We start from the raw sequence: 14,601 nt of genomic DNA on the forward strand, positions 1-14,601 counted from the left end.
GCCCCGTCGCGTCAACCGGCCCCGCCCTATGATCGCCCGGCCAGATCGAGGGGCCCGTGCCGTACGGCTCACGCCGTACGGCAGGGTGCTTTCCCGAACCCCTCCTTGCCCCTACTTGACGGCGCCGGAGGTCAGGCCGGACTGGATCTGGCGCTGGAACACCACGTACACGATGAGCATCGGGATGATCGCCATGCTCAGGGCCGCGAACAGCCCGGGCCAGTCGGCCTCATAGCCGGCGATGACCGAGATATCAGCGATGCCCTGGGTGATCACCCATTTATCCCTGTCCTCGGCAAGGAGGACCAGTGGCAGGAGGTACTGGTTCCACTGGCCGAGCACGTTGAAGATCGTGATACTGACCACACCCGGCTTGGCCATGGGCAGCATGATCTGGAAGAACGTGCGCGTGTGCGACGCTCCGTCGATCATGGCCGCCTCCCCCACCGAGGTGGGCAGGTTCCTGAAGAAGGCCGTCATGAAGAGCACGGTGAACGGCATCGAGTACGCCACATAGACCAGGACCAGCCCGATGTGGCTGTTGAGCAGGCCGAGGTCCTCCACGACGAAGAACAGCGGCATCATCGCCAGGAATACCGGGAAGGCCAGCCCCGAGACGAACACCACATACACGATCTTGCTACCGGGGAACGTGTATCTGGCGAGGACGTACGCCGCCATCGAACCGAACAGCATGGTGAGGAGGGTGCCCGCGCTCACCACGATGACGGTGTTGAGCATGTACTTGCCGACCTGGGCGGTCTCCCAGGCCCGCCCCCAGCTCTCGGTCCGGAGCTCGGCGGGAAGTGACCAGGAGTTCCCGAAGATCTCCGTGTTGGTCTTGAAGGAGGACAGGAACGTCCAGATCAGCGGGAAGATCGTGATGACCCCCCAGAGCGCCAGCGCCGCGTGGGCGAGGCCGCTGAGGGGGTTGGCCTTCGGGCGCGGGGGGCGAGTGCCGCCTCCGGCCGCGGGCGAGGGCTTCCGGGTGCTTGAAGCATCGTGGGTTTTGATCGCCATGGCTCAGAACTCGATCTTCTCTCGGCGCGACACACGCAGGGCCAGGACCGCGAAGGTGATCGTCATGAAGAACAGCGCCACACCCATCGCCGAGGCGTATCCGAACTCGGAGTAGCTGAACGCCGTCTTCCAGATTTCGAGCGGCAGCACCGCGGTCGAGTTGTCAGGTCCGCCGCGGTCCACCGAGAGCACCTGCACGAGGGCGAAGCCGTCGAAGGCGGCGATGCTCAGGTAGATCCAGCCGACCTGCAGCGTGTCCCACAGGAGCGGGAGCGTGATGCTGAAGAACAGCCGGAACCGGCCCGCGCCGTCCAGCGCGGCGGCCTCGAAGACGTCCTTGGGGATCGCCGCCATGCCGGCGGAGAACAGCACGACATAGAAGCCGACGGCCTGCCAGACCATGACCCCGATGATCGCCCAGAAGGCGATGCTCGGCTCGGTCAGCCAGCCGATGGGCTCTAGGCCGATGGCGATCAACGCGCCGTTGATGATGCCGCCCTCGTCAGGGCGGTAGACCGCCTGGAACAGCACGCCGACGATGGCCACGGCGAGGACCTGGGGGAAGAAGAACACCACCCGGTAGAACTTCGACCCCCAGACCCCGCGCAACTTTCCGCCCTTGCTGCCCCCTCCCAGGTTGAGCAGGAAGGAGAAGAAGAGCGCCAGTGAGAGCACGAGAAGCGGCAGCGCGATCAGGAGCAGCACGTGGTTGCGCACGGCCTTCCAGAAGACCTCGTCCTCAAAAAGCCGCGTGTAGTTGCTGAAGCCCGAGAAGCTCGGGAACGCCGACACTCCCCCCCAGTCGGTTAAGGAGAGGTAGAACGCCTGTACATACGGGCTGATCACAAAAACCACGTACAGGATCACCGGTATGGCGAGGAACCCGGTGATGAATCCGTACTCGCGCAGTCGCCTCATGGATCAGGCCGTCCGCGTCTGCTTTGTGATCTTGCTGTCCTTCTTGGTCTCGTCGGCCTTCTTCTGCATGTTCTCGCAGAACTCGGCGGGCGTGATCCGACCGGCCATGACCGCGTTGGTCTGCGTCTGGGAGTAGTCGTAGAGCTTGCGGTACCAGCCCTCGTAGCGCGCCGGCGTGATGATGTTCTGTCCCGCCACCTCCTGAGCCTTGGCGGCGCTCTTCAGCCCCGGGGGAAGGTCGACGCCGTCGGAAGAGCCGACCACCACGGTGAGGTTCTTGGTCTTCTCCGTGAACGCCTTGGCCCCCTCAAGGGACAGCATCTGGCGGAGGTACTCCATCCCGCCGGCCTTGTTCTTGCCCTTCTCCGAGACGAAGAAGTTCTCACCGGCGCCCGCGAAGATGGCCTCGGCCGGCATCTTGTCGGCCGCGGTCACGCTGGGGATGGGCATGACGGCGTACTCGAACTTGCCCGCCGGGATCTCCTTGGTCATCTCGTTCTCGATCCAGGAGCCGGTCGGGTAGAACGCGACCTTGTCCTGGAGCTGCCTGACCTGGGTCTCGGTGTGGTTGAGGCCGAAGTAGGCCTTGTCGCCGTACTTCTTCTGCAGGTCGGCCCAGGCGGTGACGGCCTGCAGCATGGCGGGGTTCTGCCAGGCGCCGTCGACCAGGTTGTCGATGTCGATGATGACCTGGTTGCCGCCGATCTTGGCGGCGGTGTAGAGGAGGTTCCAGGTCTGGTAGTACGGCCCGACCTGCCCGGGGTAGGCGAACGGCGTGATGCCCGCCCCCTTGAGCTGCTCGCAGAGCGCGAGGAACGCGTCCCAGGTGGTCGGCACCTGGTAGCCCTTGTCCGCGAAGAGCTTGGCGTTGTACCAGAGCCCGCGGTGCGACAGCGTGTAGTTGAGGATGTACGGCTTGCCGGCGATCAGGCCCTCCTCGATCACGCCGGTCACCAGGGTGTCTCTGACCTTCTTGCTCGGGTCGTGGACGGAGGGCGCGTCGTAGAGCGCGGTGAGGTCGGCCAGGTGGCCCGCCTGCTGGAGGGCCGAGGTGTCGATGGACTCCGGTCCGGAGTTGTTCACGACGTCGGGCACGTCGCCGCTGACGAACCGCGGGCGGAGCTGGCCGCCGATCCGCTGCGTGGGGACATGCTTGATGGCGGCCTGGGGGAACGCCTTCTTGTAGAGCGGCTGGTGGATCTCCGTGGCGTAGGCGTCGGTGTAGCCGCCGCTGAAGATGACGACTTCGAGCTGCTGCGACGCGTTGACCCCGAACGGGTTGTCCGCCGAGATCGGGGCGGCGCTGCCCGCAGGGGTGGGCGTGGACGTGCCGCCACCGCCTGTGGCGCACGAGGCCAGGAGGCCGGCGCCTGGGCCTGCCATGAAGGCGGTCAGACCGATACGGCGGAGCGCCTGCCGCCGGTCGATGTCTCGGGGCGTGCCGGCGGAGTGGGACATGCAGCCCTCCTGGAGTACAGGACAAATAGGAAAGTTTCCTAAACGTTTGCCCGCAACGTACGGATCCCCGCCGAGAGTCGTCAAGAGGAAGTCCGCGGTCTAGACCGAGCTGTAACGGAGCCGCGACATTCCGACGAGAACAAAGGAAACCGTAGTACACCCCTGCCAGATTTGTCCGGAAATAAGGCATATGTCGGTGAAGCTGGAGGCCCATCTTGGTCTAGACCGTGCCCAGCCTGCCTCACCGCAGGGGTGCCCCGCCACCCTGAACCGGAACTCTCCGGCAAGCGATACCGTCGTTCCACCACGAACCCCAACAGTCACCCCCTAAGCCCCACACAGCACGCTGAAAGGCGAAGAGCAGCCATGGTGCGGCAATCTCATCCGGATGGCGGAGCGGAAAGACAGCTCATCGGGCGTGCCATGGGCGCGGCCTCCCTGCAGTTGATCGGCGCTCCCGGCGACCCCGACCTGATCACCCTCCCCTGGGACGTCCCGCTGGAGAACTGGCCGGAGCACCGCCTCGTGGCGCTGCCGCGCGGCATCTCACGCCACGTGGTGAGGTTCGCCCGGCTCAGCGGCAAGGTGTACGCGATCAAGGAGATCAGCGAGCGCTACGCGAGACGGGAGTATCGCCTGCTCTGGGACCTGGCCCGGCTCGACGCGCCCGCCGTGGAGCCCGTCGCGGTGATCACCGGGCGCACCGGAGTGGACGGCGAGCCCCTGGACTCGGCCCTGGTGACCAGACACCTGCAGTTCTCACTCCCCTATCGGGCAGTGATGTCGGGCACACTTCGCCCCGACACCCTCACCCGGCTGATCGACGCCCTCGCGGTGCTCCTGGTGAGACTCCACCTGAACGGGTTCTACTGGGGCGACTGCTCGCTGTCGAACACGCTGTTCCGCCGGGACGCCGGGGCGTTCGCGGCCTACCTGGTGGACGCGGAGACCGGCGAACTGCACCCGATGATCAGCGAGGGGCAGCGCGCGCACGACATCGAGCTGGCCCACGTGAACATCTTCGGCGAGCTGCTCGACCTCGAAGCGGGCGGACTGCTGCACCCGTCCACCGACCCCATGGAGGTCGCCGAGCTGATCTGCGAGCGCTATCAGCGGCTCTGGGCGGAGATCACCCAGGACGAGATCATCGAGGAGCTCGACTGGCACCGTGTCGAGCAGCGGGTACGGCGGCTCAACGACCTCGGATTCGACGTGGCCGAGATGATGGTGCGGCGCAAGGTCGGAACCGGCCGCCTCATCGTCCGGCCCAAAGTCGTCGACGCGGGCCACCACCAGCGCCGCCTGCTGCGCCTCACCGGGCTGGACGTCGAGGAGAACCAGGCCAGGAGGCTGCTCAATGACCTCGACTCGTTCCGGGTGGCCAAAAACCTGCGGCACGAGGACGAGGCCATCGTGGCCCACCGCTGGCTGGCCGAGGTGTTCCACCCGGCTGTGGACAGCGTGCCGACCGAGCTGCGGCACAAACTCACCCCGGCGCAGCTCTTCCATGAGCTGCTCGACCACCGGTGGTTCCTCTCCGAGGCGGCGGGGCGAGATGTCGGACTTGAGCACTCGGTCGCGTCCTACGTGAACAATGTGCTCGTCTACAAACCCGACGAGCAGGCCGTGCTTCCCAAGGCGGAATACGAGGATTAATCCTCCGCGCGGTGCGGGGCTGTGCCGTACGTCACTGTGAAGCGCCGGCGGCTCGACGAACACGTGTCCAAAGCCACCTCAAGCAGGAGCATCAACCAAACAATCGATCAACTGGGGCTATATCAGTCGATATTTCGATTTCCTGGTGAAGGTATTCGGCGGCATCTCTCCAGCCGGGTGTGGTTCTTTACACCAAGTGATCGATCCTTCCTTCTGCTGATAACTCCACTCCAAGACTGACAGGTGATCTTTCAGCATCGGCACCTACGCTGTCGGGTCGGAAGTGTGAGACGGTCCGCGTCCATGGCGAGGGAGTGTCCGTGCCGAATCGCGACCCCGGGCTGTCGGCCGTGCCAGAGCAAACCCAGAGGGAGTCCGCGATGCACGTGATGATGGAGAACCTGCCCCGGCGGACGGACCAGTCCGGCCCGAGGCATCTCCCAGGAGCCCACGGCAGCCGCACGCCCTATCCCATCGACTGGCCGCTCGTCAGCGGCGACCCGCACGACCTGGCGCTGCTGATCCGGATCAAGAACGCGCTGCAGGCGCTCAGATAGCCGACCGAGCTCATATGGAGGGGGATGTACGGCCCACGCCCGCACAGGGTGCGGGCCGTACATCATTGCGTGGCGCAGTATGTCCGAGCGGCGCAGCGTGTCCGAGCGGCGCAGCGTGTCCGAGCAGCGCAGCGTGTCCGAGCAGCGCAGCGTGTCCGAGCAGCGCAGCGCGGCGGGACGGCTTCGCCGTCCGCGGTCAGACGGCGGCCTCCCGCTCGGCCAGCGCGGTCAGACCAGCGATGGCGTCGGTGATGACCGGCCACAGATCCCGGGGCAGATCGTGGCCCATCCCGGGAAATGTCAGCAGCTTGGCTCCGGGGATGGCCTCGGCGGTGGCGACACCCCCCGGGAGCTGGATGAGCAGGTCGTCCTCCCCATGGATCACCAGCGCGGGCACGTCGAGCCCGCGCAACCCCTCGCTGCGGTCACCCGACGCCAGCACGGCCATCAGCTGCCTGGCCGTCCCCGCCGGGTCGTAGGCCCGGTCGTAGGCCAGGCCGGTGACCCTCGCGATGCGCTCCACGTCCATCGGATAGCCCTTCGAGCCCATCAGCGACCATGCCTGCAGGGCCCGCTCGATCGCGGCCTCACGGTTTCCGACGGGAGGCGACAGCAGCGCGCCCAGGGCCTCGGGCGTGGGCGCGCCGATGTGCGGGGCGGGCGTGGACATGATGGAGGTCAGGCTGCGCACCCGCTCCGGTGCGGCGACGGCGATCGTCTGCGCGATCATGCCGCCCATCGACACGCCGACCAGGTGGACGTTCGCCAGGTCGAGCGCGTCCAGCAGGCCGATCACATCGGCCGCCATGTCTGTCAGCAGATAAGCCGCATCGACCTGCCCGCCGAGCGCGGCGGCGAGATCGGGCATCCCCGCCTCGTGGAAGTGCGTCGACTCCCCCGCGTCGCGGTTGTCGAAGCGCACGACATAGTGCCCCAGATCCACGAGGCTCCCGCAGAAGTCCTCATCCCAGTGGATCAGTTGGGACCCAAGACCCATGATGAGTAAGAGGGGACGCCCCTCCTGGGAACCGAAACTCTCGTAGGCGATCTCGACACCGTTTGTCCGTACGCGACCGATCATGGTCCTCCCTCCCCTGTGATCGACAGAATCACATTCTGTCGCGTGGAGAGCAAGGCCAACGCCTGTTCGGGCGTGGCATGTCGCTCGACGTCACCGCGCGGGAACGCCGAACGGGCGCACCCCCTCGATGAGTTCGATGGGGGATACGCCCGTTTCGTGAGCCAGTCAGCCGATCGGTCGGCCCGTCGGCTCCAGCATGATCACGCCCGGTGGCTGCCGCTGCCCACCAGCAGCGCCCTAATGCGGTCGCGTCCGAAGAAAAGCCCGGCACCCAGTGCGATCAGCACACCGAGTACGGCCAGGCTGACGATACCGCCGGACTCGTCCGCCGGCGTCTTCACCGCAGCGGCCACGGTGCCGCCGAGGTCCACCGCCTGCTTCTGCTCGGCCGCCGAGGACGACCCGGCGCCATCGGCATCGGCCGCCTTGTCCCGCGCCGCCTGCTCCTGCGCCTTGTCCTGCGCCTTGTCCGCAGCTGCGGCGCCCGCCTCGGTGCCGGCCTGAGCCGCGCCCTTCTCGGCACCCGCGCCGGCCGACGCGGACGCCTTCTCGGCCTTCCCGCTCTCGGCCTTCAGCGGGACGGTGTCCAGCTTCGGCGGGGTGGCCGGGTTCCTGTCGTAGCGCTGGTACCAGCCGGTGGAGAAGGCCACAGGGTGGTTCTTCTTCCCGTAGCCGTCGCCCCACTTGGTCACGACGTACTCGACATTGATGTGGCCGAGGCCACCGTTACCGGACACGGTCAGGCTGCCGGCGTTGAACCGCCCACCGGTCAGGTCGGCGAAGGTCTTGGCGTCGATGTCCAGCATGACGCCGTAGTTGGAGGGGTTGCCCGGACCGCGGTCGCCGATGAAGAAGGGGGCCTTCTGGCCCTTGTAAACGACGTAGCCCTCGGTGCCGAGCGGCCAGCTCGGGCTGGCGAACATGCCCTTCTGCATGGGCTTTCCGCTGGCGGGCAGGCCCGTGTCACCGTTGCGGCCGGAAGAGTCGTCCCAGAAGTAGGACGCCTTGGTCGAACCTTGGAGGAGGATGCGGTGGGAGTCGGCGTGGGAGGCGGTGGCAGTGCCCGTCACCATCGCGCCTGCGAGGGTGAGGCCGAGGAGGGAGGACAGCAGAGCACGGTTTTTGCGCAGACTGAAGATCACTTTGCGGGGGTCTTTCGTGAGGGAACAGGGCGGGGCTGCACGTCGGGGGGCGGACATGCGGGCCGGGCGCGCTCACGGAAAAAGCAAGCGAAACGCCGCCGGGGCAAACACACCGGAACGGCGTGGAACACGCCTATAGGGGCTGGAACGATCAGGGGATGGACAAGCCGCTCATGCGCCGCGCGGACCCGTGCTGGAGATCACACCGCACGGCCGGATCACGGCTCGGACGGCGCTCAGCCGGTCGGGCTTGAGCGGGCATCCCTACGCGCGCGTGCCGAGGGAGGGCTCACGCGGGGATGCGGGGAAGGCTCAGTATCCGCGTCCCGCTGGGACGAGTGGAACACGCGGTATACGACGCATGGGGGTGTCTCCTCTCCATCACGCCTACCGGGTTAGCTGACGGGTTCGGGCTGGAGGTGCTGCCCTACCGCATATGCGGATTCACCCCAGGGATCTTGGGTCCCCGGCTCCCTGTCGGGATTCGGCGCCGGCCGGCCGCCTTCTCATGAAGGTCGAGGTCACCGACCGATAACTTTGGTTATGAACTGTACTCACAAAAGCGGACAAAGCAAACAGAGCACCACGAAATACCCAGAAGATCTACCTTCTAACGCCAAGAAATCCCGATGAACACGGGGTTCCGGTTTAACGATCAATGAGGTCGACGACTCGTCCTTCCCGCCCGTCACCAAGGTCATCCAGACGGCGTCCGACACCACCGACAGACCGATACCGGATGCGACGGGGAGCTCAGCAGACTTAGGCATCCGATCACGATTAGGGTGATCTCAAGTTTCTGATCTCGAAGTCGAAGAGCATGATTCGCGCCACATCGTTCCCCGATCCACCGCCTTACGGTAGAAGGAGCAGCGCCATGGCCAAGATCACGCAGCTCAGAACCTACACCATCCGTGAAGGGCTGCTCGATGAATGGGTGGACCGGTGGGCCGACCTGGTCGTACCGCTGCGTCTCGAGTTCGGCTTCGAGATCGGCGGTGCCTGGATCGACCGAGAACGCAGCCAATTCATATGGACGATCTCCTACGCGGGCGCCGGGAGCTTCGAGGAACGCAACGCCGCCTACTGGGCATCACCGAAAAGGACGGCCATGGGTCTCGATCCCAAGGATTACCTAGTCGCGCGTGATGTGAGATTCGTCTCGAAGGTTCTTTGATACTCCTACTGGCCGCCCGAGCTGTCCGATGGAAGCATGTGCTCCCGCCGCTCTTCCTCCGTGAGCGAGCGATACACCCGGTTTCGAGCCATGGCCTGTAGGCGCGTGAGGTCCACCTCCGCCTGCCATACCCGTGCGGTCCCGTCAAAAGACCCACTCATCAGTCGCGAGTTGTCTTCGGACCAGGCCACTGAAGTGACCTTGTCCCGATGAACGCCCGCGATGGCGATCTCGGTGTAATCCTCGGCGTTCCATATCCGTATGGTCCTGTCGTCGGATCCAGTCGCCATCAGGCCACCGTCAGAAGACCACGCCACGGAACGCACGCGCCCTTCGTGGCCACGCAGCGATGCGACGCAGCGGCCCGTGGAGACCTCCCAGACCCGAACCGTCCAATCCGCAGACGCAGTCGCGACGTACTGCTCTTGAGGAGACCACGCAACTGAATCCACCCAGTTGTCGTGCCCTCTCAGTGCTGTCATCTGCTCCCCCGTACTGATCTCCCAAATCCGGCAGGTGCGGTCATCGGAGGTCGAGGCCACAAAACGGCCACTCGGTGACCACGCAAGCGAAGTGACCCAGTCCTGGTGACCGTGGAACGTGCTCAACGACTCCCCCGTCACCGCATCCCAGAGACGAACGGCGGCGTCATGTCCGCCCGAAGCTATCCGGGCGCCGTCAGGGGACCAGGCCACCGCCTCCACAGCGGCTCCGTGATCCAGGGCAAGAACATCGTTCCGCTCACCGATGGTCGACACCAGGACCAGGCGATCGCTGGAGCCGGAGGCCACACGCATGCCATCCGGCATGAACTCCACGCACTTGACCCGATCGCGGTGCTGGACATCGTGTCCGAGAGGAGCCCCGGATCGCGCATCCCAGACCCGCATGGTGCCATCCTCCGAGGAGGTCGCCGCATATCGATCCCCGGCCGACCAGACCGCGCAGGTGACTGTGGCCTGATGGCCGCTGAACAAGAGTTCCTCCCCGCCTCGGGGCACGACGTCCCAGACACGCGCTGTGCCATCCTCGGACGACGTGGCGATCTGGCCGCCGTCAGGTGACCACGCGACTCCCCACACGACGTCCGTGTGTCCCCGGAACACCGAGATCGGCCGGGCTTGGGCCGCATCGAAGATGCGGGCGGTCCTGTCGGTCGAGACCGAAGCCAGATACCGTCCATCAGGCGACCAGGCGACGTTCCACACTTGGTCCTCATGCCCGCGGATCAGGAGCGTTTGCTGTCCGGTTTCGGCATCCCACATGCGTATGGTGTGATCACCTGAAGCTGTTCGCCACCAGGCGACCGTCCGGCGCCCAAGCCACCCCTTCGACGAAGTTCGTATGTGCCTGAAGCACGACGTGGGGGGAGAGTGTCGCGAGGTCCCACACGATCGCGGTCCTGTCGTGCGACGCCGTCACCAGTCGACGACCGTCGGGTGCCCAGTCGATGCCCAGAATGTTGTCGGTATGACCCCTGAGCTCGTGTTGCAGGGCCCCCGTTGACGTGTCCCAGATCCGAACGACTCGGTCCCGGGAGGCCCCGGCGATCTGAATGCCATCTGGCGACCACGCGACGCCGCGCACCACGTCCCGAGCCCCTGCTAACGTGAGGAGGCACCTACCCGTACGGGTGTCCCATACTCGCACTGTCTGATCTCGGGATGCCGTCGCGACCTTGGCCGAGTCAGGAGACCACTTGGCCATCTCCACCATGCCGGTGTGGCCCTCAAGCACCGCCAGAGCACGGCCGGAATTACTCTCCCAGATTCGCGCGGTCCCGTCCCGGGAAGCCGTGACGATTCGCGTGCCATCAGGCGACCATGCGAGATTGCGAACGGTGTCACTGTGTCCCGCCAGCACGACCCGGAGATGACTGAACCCGAGAGCGCTCATCAATGCACGCTCGGCGATCGGTGTCGGGACGCATTCATCGAGGGCGGCTAAGGCAAGCAGAATAGATAGCTCTGGATAGAGCTGGGCATTTGCCAACACATGGCGTCCCACGCTCTCAGAGACGCGGCACAGGAACGCGTGATCTTTACGCCTTGAGGCAGCAACGAGATCGCGCATCGCCGCCGACGCCTGGCCGACGGCCTCCAAACCGCTCAGCCACTGCTGAGCCAGAGTCAGCCGTTCGCCTGTGAGGAGGTAGTCGGCACTGCGGTCAGCCCCTTGCCAGTCGACAGCCCACCGTTCCAACTCCGCACGCTGCCGAAGCAACTCCGATCTGGCCTCCACCTCTTGCCGAAGAGGCGGCCACTGTCTGAACAGGGCCTCGTGGGCCACCTGAACGATCGGCTCTCCCTGGCTTGTTCCAGTGACAAGCAGGCGCGCATCGACGAACGCATCGACAATGCGCCTCTCGCCCGTTTCCAGCTCGTGCAATGCGACCTTGCGGCGGGCCACCTGCCTCCCCTCCGCGGTGACGAATTTCAGGAGCACCGCCAGAATCAGATCGACACGATCAGTGCCATGCATTTCCGCCACGACCTGATCCGCCTGGCGAGCCATCGCACCAGCGACACCACCGAGCCGCCGGTAGTGCTCTCGAGTCACCCTGCCGGCGCTTCCCGAGAGGAAATACAGTTCCTGCAGCAAGTAGGCAAGCATGGGAAGGGCGTCACTCGTCCCCGCATCATCCACGATCTCTTCCGCCAACTGCGGTTCAAAGATGAGATCGACGAGTTTCCCCGGCTCCTCCACAACCTGCACAAGTTCGTCCCGTGCGAGCAAACCCAATGCCAGCGGGCTCTGGAAGAGCGCCGAGTGAGAGGTCTCGAGCAGTCCGCGCAAGAACTCTATGCGTACGGTGGCCACGACGAAGAACCGCTGATCCGCACGGAGGGCCTCCGAAATCAGGCTCAGGAAGAGATCTCTCTCCCGATCACCGGACAGGGTCAGTAGTTCCTCGAACTGGTCGACCACCAAAAGCACCCGATTGAATCGGCTCCCGCCACGGCATTGGGCGACCAACGACTCCAGAGCCCGTGGTGACTGCCGCAGCCTCCGCAGCGCTTGGGCGGATGAATCGAGATCCGCCCCCTCGGCCAGAGAGCGGGCAAGCGCCCCAAGCGGGTTGGTCCCGGGCGTCATGACCGGTAAGACGGCCCATCGCCGTTTACGCAGGCGAGGCACCACTCCTGCCTGTATCAGCGACGACTTTCCACTTCCCGATGAGCCCACCACGGGCACGAATCGCTCGTAGGGTCGCTCTGCCGTCTCGTGCAGCCTGCGCACGACCTCCGCGGCCTGCGGGTCCCTCCCAAAGAACACCGCAGCCTCATCCTCGCGGAAGGCGTCGAGCCCGGGATAGGGCGGCCGTTGCGCATCCCATACGCGCTTAGGCTTCGGCGGGCGGTCAATTCGGTACATGACCAGATGCCCGATCAACAACGCCATGAGCAGCACGAGGACGCCGGGAACCGCCACTTCACGAAGCAGCACCAAGAACTGAGGAGCTTCATCGACATCAGTGGCGTAATTGGTGAGAATGCCTAGAAGTGCGGCGATCAACACAAGCAGCATCTGCAAAAGCAGCGCCAGGCGCTGTCGCCGTCTCATAGTCACTCATGATCTACAACCTGCGGACGGTCGGCAAGGTAAACCGAAATTTTAGCGCGATACCGCTGCGTTTTTCCCTAGTCGCAGGAAACCCATTTCATCCGTCCTCGTCAAAATATCTACCTCAGTCCCACCAGAACGACCACGCTGTACGCCCGCGGATCACCTCCGCGTAGTCCGCCAGCGTGCCCGGGCCCTGGTAGACGATGTCGGGGCAGAAGGTCCAGTGCTCGGCGGCAACGTGGAGGGCGTGGCGCATGGTGACCGGAGGGGCGGCCACGCTCAGGTCCATCGTGTTGAAGCCGAGGCGCACGACGCGGGCCCCGAAGCGCTCCTCCCAGCTTCGCACCACGGAGGCCAGGGGCGCCGTCCAGCGATTGTGGTTGAGGGCGCCCTGCCAGCCCATGACGGCCAGGGAGTCGGCCCCTCGCCGGGCGGCGACCAGCCCGAGGGGGGTGCCTCCGTCGTCGAGGCTGCGGGCGAAGGCGTCGGCGAGTTCGTCGGGGTCGTAGACGGGTCGGCCAGGCTCGGCCAGCCCCGGGCATGAGCGCCCGAAGGGCTCCAGGTCGCTGAGGTCGGCCTCCCAGCCCGCACGCGACGGTTCCAACATGTCGGCCCAGACCTCGACCATGAAGGCCGAGGGGGTGTAGTTGTCGATCTCGCCCACGGGCTCGGGGGCCACCTGGCCGGCCCACCAGGGCTGTGCGGAGTCGTCGAGCAGCACCGGCCACAGGCCGGTGCCGGCATGCTCCGCGCGCAGGCGGCACCACAGCTCGCCCGAGACGGGCTCGTCGCTCAGCCAGAACGCCGGCCGCGTCGGCACCTGCTCGGTGTAGTCAGGGTCGGGCCACACGACGGAGCCCGGCGGGAGTTCTACCGACAACATCCGTCCGGGCTGCCCATCGGCGAACAGGTGGCGCAGCTCGTCCGCGCTGTCGCGGCGCTCACGCACTTCATGATCATCCATGTGGTCGTTCCGGTGCTGGTCAACAGGATCTTGGCGCTCCGGAGATGGTATTCCCGTCACCTCCGGCCGGGTGGAGTCAACCCCAGCACAACAGGCGCCGGAACCATCGCGCGCTTTTCATCCTCCAGGCCGGCTCTGATGGCGGCGCCCACGCGACCCGTGCCGTCCGGGCCCGCGCGGGGCCCGGGCCGACCGCACGCCGAGGAGAGAAAGGCTCAATGACCACCTGTACACCTTGGCTCACGACAGTGCCGTCGTGCCACCCCCGTGCCACACCGTGACCTCGGTTACCCCGGATCAGGTGAGCTTGTGAAGCTCCCGCGCGGCCGTACGCGCCAGCAGTTCGACCTGCTCCTTGGAGAGCACGCCGCCTTCGCGCCCACGGATGTGACGGGCGACCAGCGACGGCTTGAGCAGGGTGAGACCCTCGGCGGTCACTTTTCCGCCCCGGGGCAGCACGCCGCCGTGCACGCTGAGCAGCGGCTCGATCTCGACCTGGATGCCGGTTTCCCGGACCAGCACCTCGGCGAAGGTGTCGGCCGCGTCGACGAGCCCCTTGGCCACGGCGGAGCCGTACTTCTCGCCGAGGAACAGCCGCCCGTTGTAGGTGGCGATGTCGATGTCGGGGCCCCACGCCTCGTTGTCGATGATCCATACGCCGCCGGGGCCGATGACCAGGTGGTCGATGGAGGTCTTGCCCCGGACGGCACGGCCGTTGAGCACCATGTAGCCGTGGCGGACCAGGCTGCGCCTGAGGCGGCGGCCGGTGATGGCCTCGCCTTTGCGCTTGCCCCGCCACACACCGGTGGCCTCGTGGGCCCGCCAGACGAGGAACAGGTCCACCGCCGCGGTGCCCGCCGCGAAGACCAAGGCCGCGACGACGGGAGCGGGGATGGAGAATCGCAGGGCCAGCAGGAAGCCGGCGACGGCGCCGAAGCCGGCCTTGACGGCCCGCGACCGCTGGCGCGCCTTGCTCGCCTCGACCCAGAACTTCTCATACATCTGCGGCGGCGACTGACCGGTGAACTTGTCGTCGCGGGGCACATAAATCGATCCGCCGG

Annotated in this window: 12 protein-coding genes and 1 riboswitch; of the genes, 3 read left to right on the forward strand and 9 right to left on the reverse strand. The window is 65.9% G+C overall.

The window, feature by feature from the left end; genetic code table 11:
- Nucleotides 1-111: 111 nt before the first annotated feature.
- Genes BLQ73_RS17350 through ngcE form a run of 3 tightly spaced genes read right to left on the reverse strand, consistent with a single transcriptional unit; the run spans nucleotide 112 to nucleotide 3,396 of the window.
- Nucleotides 112-1,020, reverse strand: a complete 909-nt coding sequence (locus BLQ73_RS17350) for a carbohydrate ABC transporter permease (protein ID WP_093171505.1) — start codon at nucleotides 1,018-1,020, stop codon at nucleotides 112-114.
- Between the two features lie 3 nt (nucleotides 1,021-1,023).
- Nucleotides 1,024-1,938, reverse strand: coding sequence for a carbohydrate ABC transporter permease (locus BLQ73_RS17355; protein WP_093171506.1), 915 nt, complete (start codon nucleotides 1,936-1,938; stop codon nucleotides 1,024-1,026).
- A 3-nt stretch (nucleotides 1,939-1,941) separates the two neighbouring features.
- Nucleotides 1,942-3,396 carry an N-acetylglucosamine/diacetylchitobiose ABC transporter substrate-binding protein gene (gene ngcE, locus BLQ73_RS17360; protein WP_093171507.1) on the reverse strand — a complete coding sequence of 485 codons (1,455 nt, stop codon included), beginning with the start codon at nucleotides 3,394-3,396 and terminating at the stop codon, nucleotides 1,942-1,944.
- Nucleotides 3,397-3,762: 366 nt separating this feature from the next.
- Between ngcE and BLQ73_RS17365 the strand changes: the two genes are divergently transcribed.
- Together BLQ73_RS17365 and BLQ73_RS17370 are read left to right on the forward strand one after the other, a co-directional pair.
- Nucleotides 3,763-5,052: a DUF4032 domain-containing protein gene (locus tag BLQ73_RS17365; RefSeq protein WP_245691153.1), complete on the forward strand. Its 1,290-nt coding sequence runs from the start codon at nucleotides 3,763-3,765 to the stop codon at nucleotides 5,050-5,052.
- Nucleotides 5,053-5,372: 320 nt separating this feature from the next.
- A complete protein-coding gene (locus tag BLQ73_RS17370; protein ID WP_143020306.1) occupies nucleotides 5,373-5,609 on the forward strand; it encodes a hypothetical protein in 237 nt (78 codons plus the stop codon).
- 196 nt (nucleotides 5,610-5,805) lie between these two features.
- Here BLQ73_RS17370 and BLQ73_RS17375 read toward each other — a convergent pair whose 3' ends face one another.
- Together BLQ73_RS17375 and BLQ73_RS34105 are read right to left on the reverse strand one after the other, a co-directional pair.
- On the reverse strand, nucleotides 5,806-6,690 hold the full coding sequence (locus tag BLQ73_RS17375) for an alpha/beta fold hydrolase (RefSeq protein WP_176955513.1): 885 nt from the start codon (nucleotides 6,688-6,690) through the stop codon (nucleotides 5,806-5,808).
- Nucleotides 6,691-6,890: 200 nt separating this feature from the next.
- Complete coding sequence (locus BLQ73_RS34105) at nucleotides 6,891-7,832, reverse strand: hypothetical protein (protein ID WP_245691154.1); 942 nt, start codon at nucleotides 7,830-7,832, stop codon at nucleotides 6,891-6,893.
- A gap of 369 nt (nucleotides 7,833-8,201) precedes the next feature.
- Nucleotides 8,202-8,332: riboswitch (cyclic di-AMP (ydaO/yuaA leader) on the reverse strand.
- A gap of 377 nt (nucleotides 8,333-8,709) precedes the next feature.
- Between BLQ73_RS34105 and BLQ73_RS17385 the strand changes: the two genes are divergently transcribed.
- Nucleotides 8,710-9,009, forward strand: coding sequence for an NIPSNAP family protein (locus tag BLQ73_RS17385; protein ID WP_093171509.1), 300 nt, complete (start codon nucleotides 8,710-8,712; stop codon nucleotides 9,007-9,009).
- Between the two features lie 5 nt (nucleotides 9,010-9,014).
- Here the strand turns inward: BLQ73_RS17385 and BLQ73_RS34110 are convergent, their stop codons facing one another.
- From BLQ73_RS34110 to BLQ73_RS17400, 4 genes are all read right to left on the reverse strand, one after another.
- Nucleotides 9,015-10,274 carry a WD40 repeat domain-containing protein gene (locus tag BLQ73_RS34110; protein ID WP_245691155.1) on the reverse strand — a complete coding sequence of 420 codons (1,260 nt, stop codon included), beginning with the start codon at nucleotides 10,272-10,274 and terminating at the stop codon, nucleotides 9,015-9,017.
- Between the two features lie 13 nt (nucleotides 10,275-10,287).
- The gene (locus BLQ73_RS34115) at nucleotides 10,288-12,573 is read right to left on the reverse strand and encodes a WD40 repeat domain-containing protein (RefSeq protein WP_245691156.1); all 2,286 of its coding nucleotides are present in this window, start codon (nucleotides 12,571-12,573) and stop codon (nucleotides 10,288-10,290) included.
- A gap of 124 nt (nucleotides 12,574-12,697) precedes the next feature.
- The gene (locus BLQ73_RS17395) at nucleotides 12,698-13,540 is read right to left on the reverse strand and encodes a DUF4253 domain-containing protein (RefSeq protein ID WP_093171510.1); all 843 of its coding nucleotides are present in this window, start codon (nucleotides 13,538-13,540) and stop codon (nucleotides 12,698-12,700) included.
- Nucleotides 13,541-13,837: 297 nt separating this feature from the next.
- Nucleotides 13,838-14,584, reverse strand: a complete 747-nt coding sequence (locus BLQ73_RS17400) for a nuclease-related domain-containing protein (RefSeq protein WP_245691157.1) — start codon at nucleotides 14,582-14,584, stop codon at nucleotides 13,838-13,840.
- Between the last annotated feature and the right edge of the window lie 17 nt (nucleotides 14,585-14,601).

It is taken from the genome of Sinosporangium album, assembly GCF_900100605.1.
Classification (GTDB): Bacteria; Actinomycetota; Actinomycetes; order Streptosporangiales; family Streptosporangiaceae; genus Sinosporangium; species Sinosporangium album.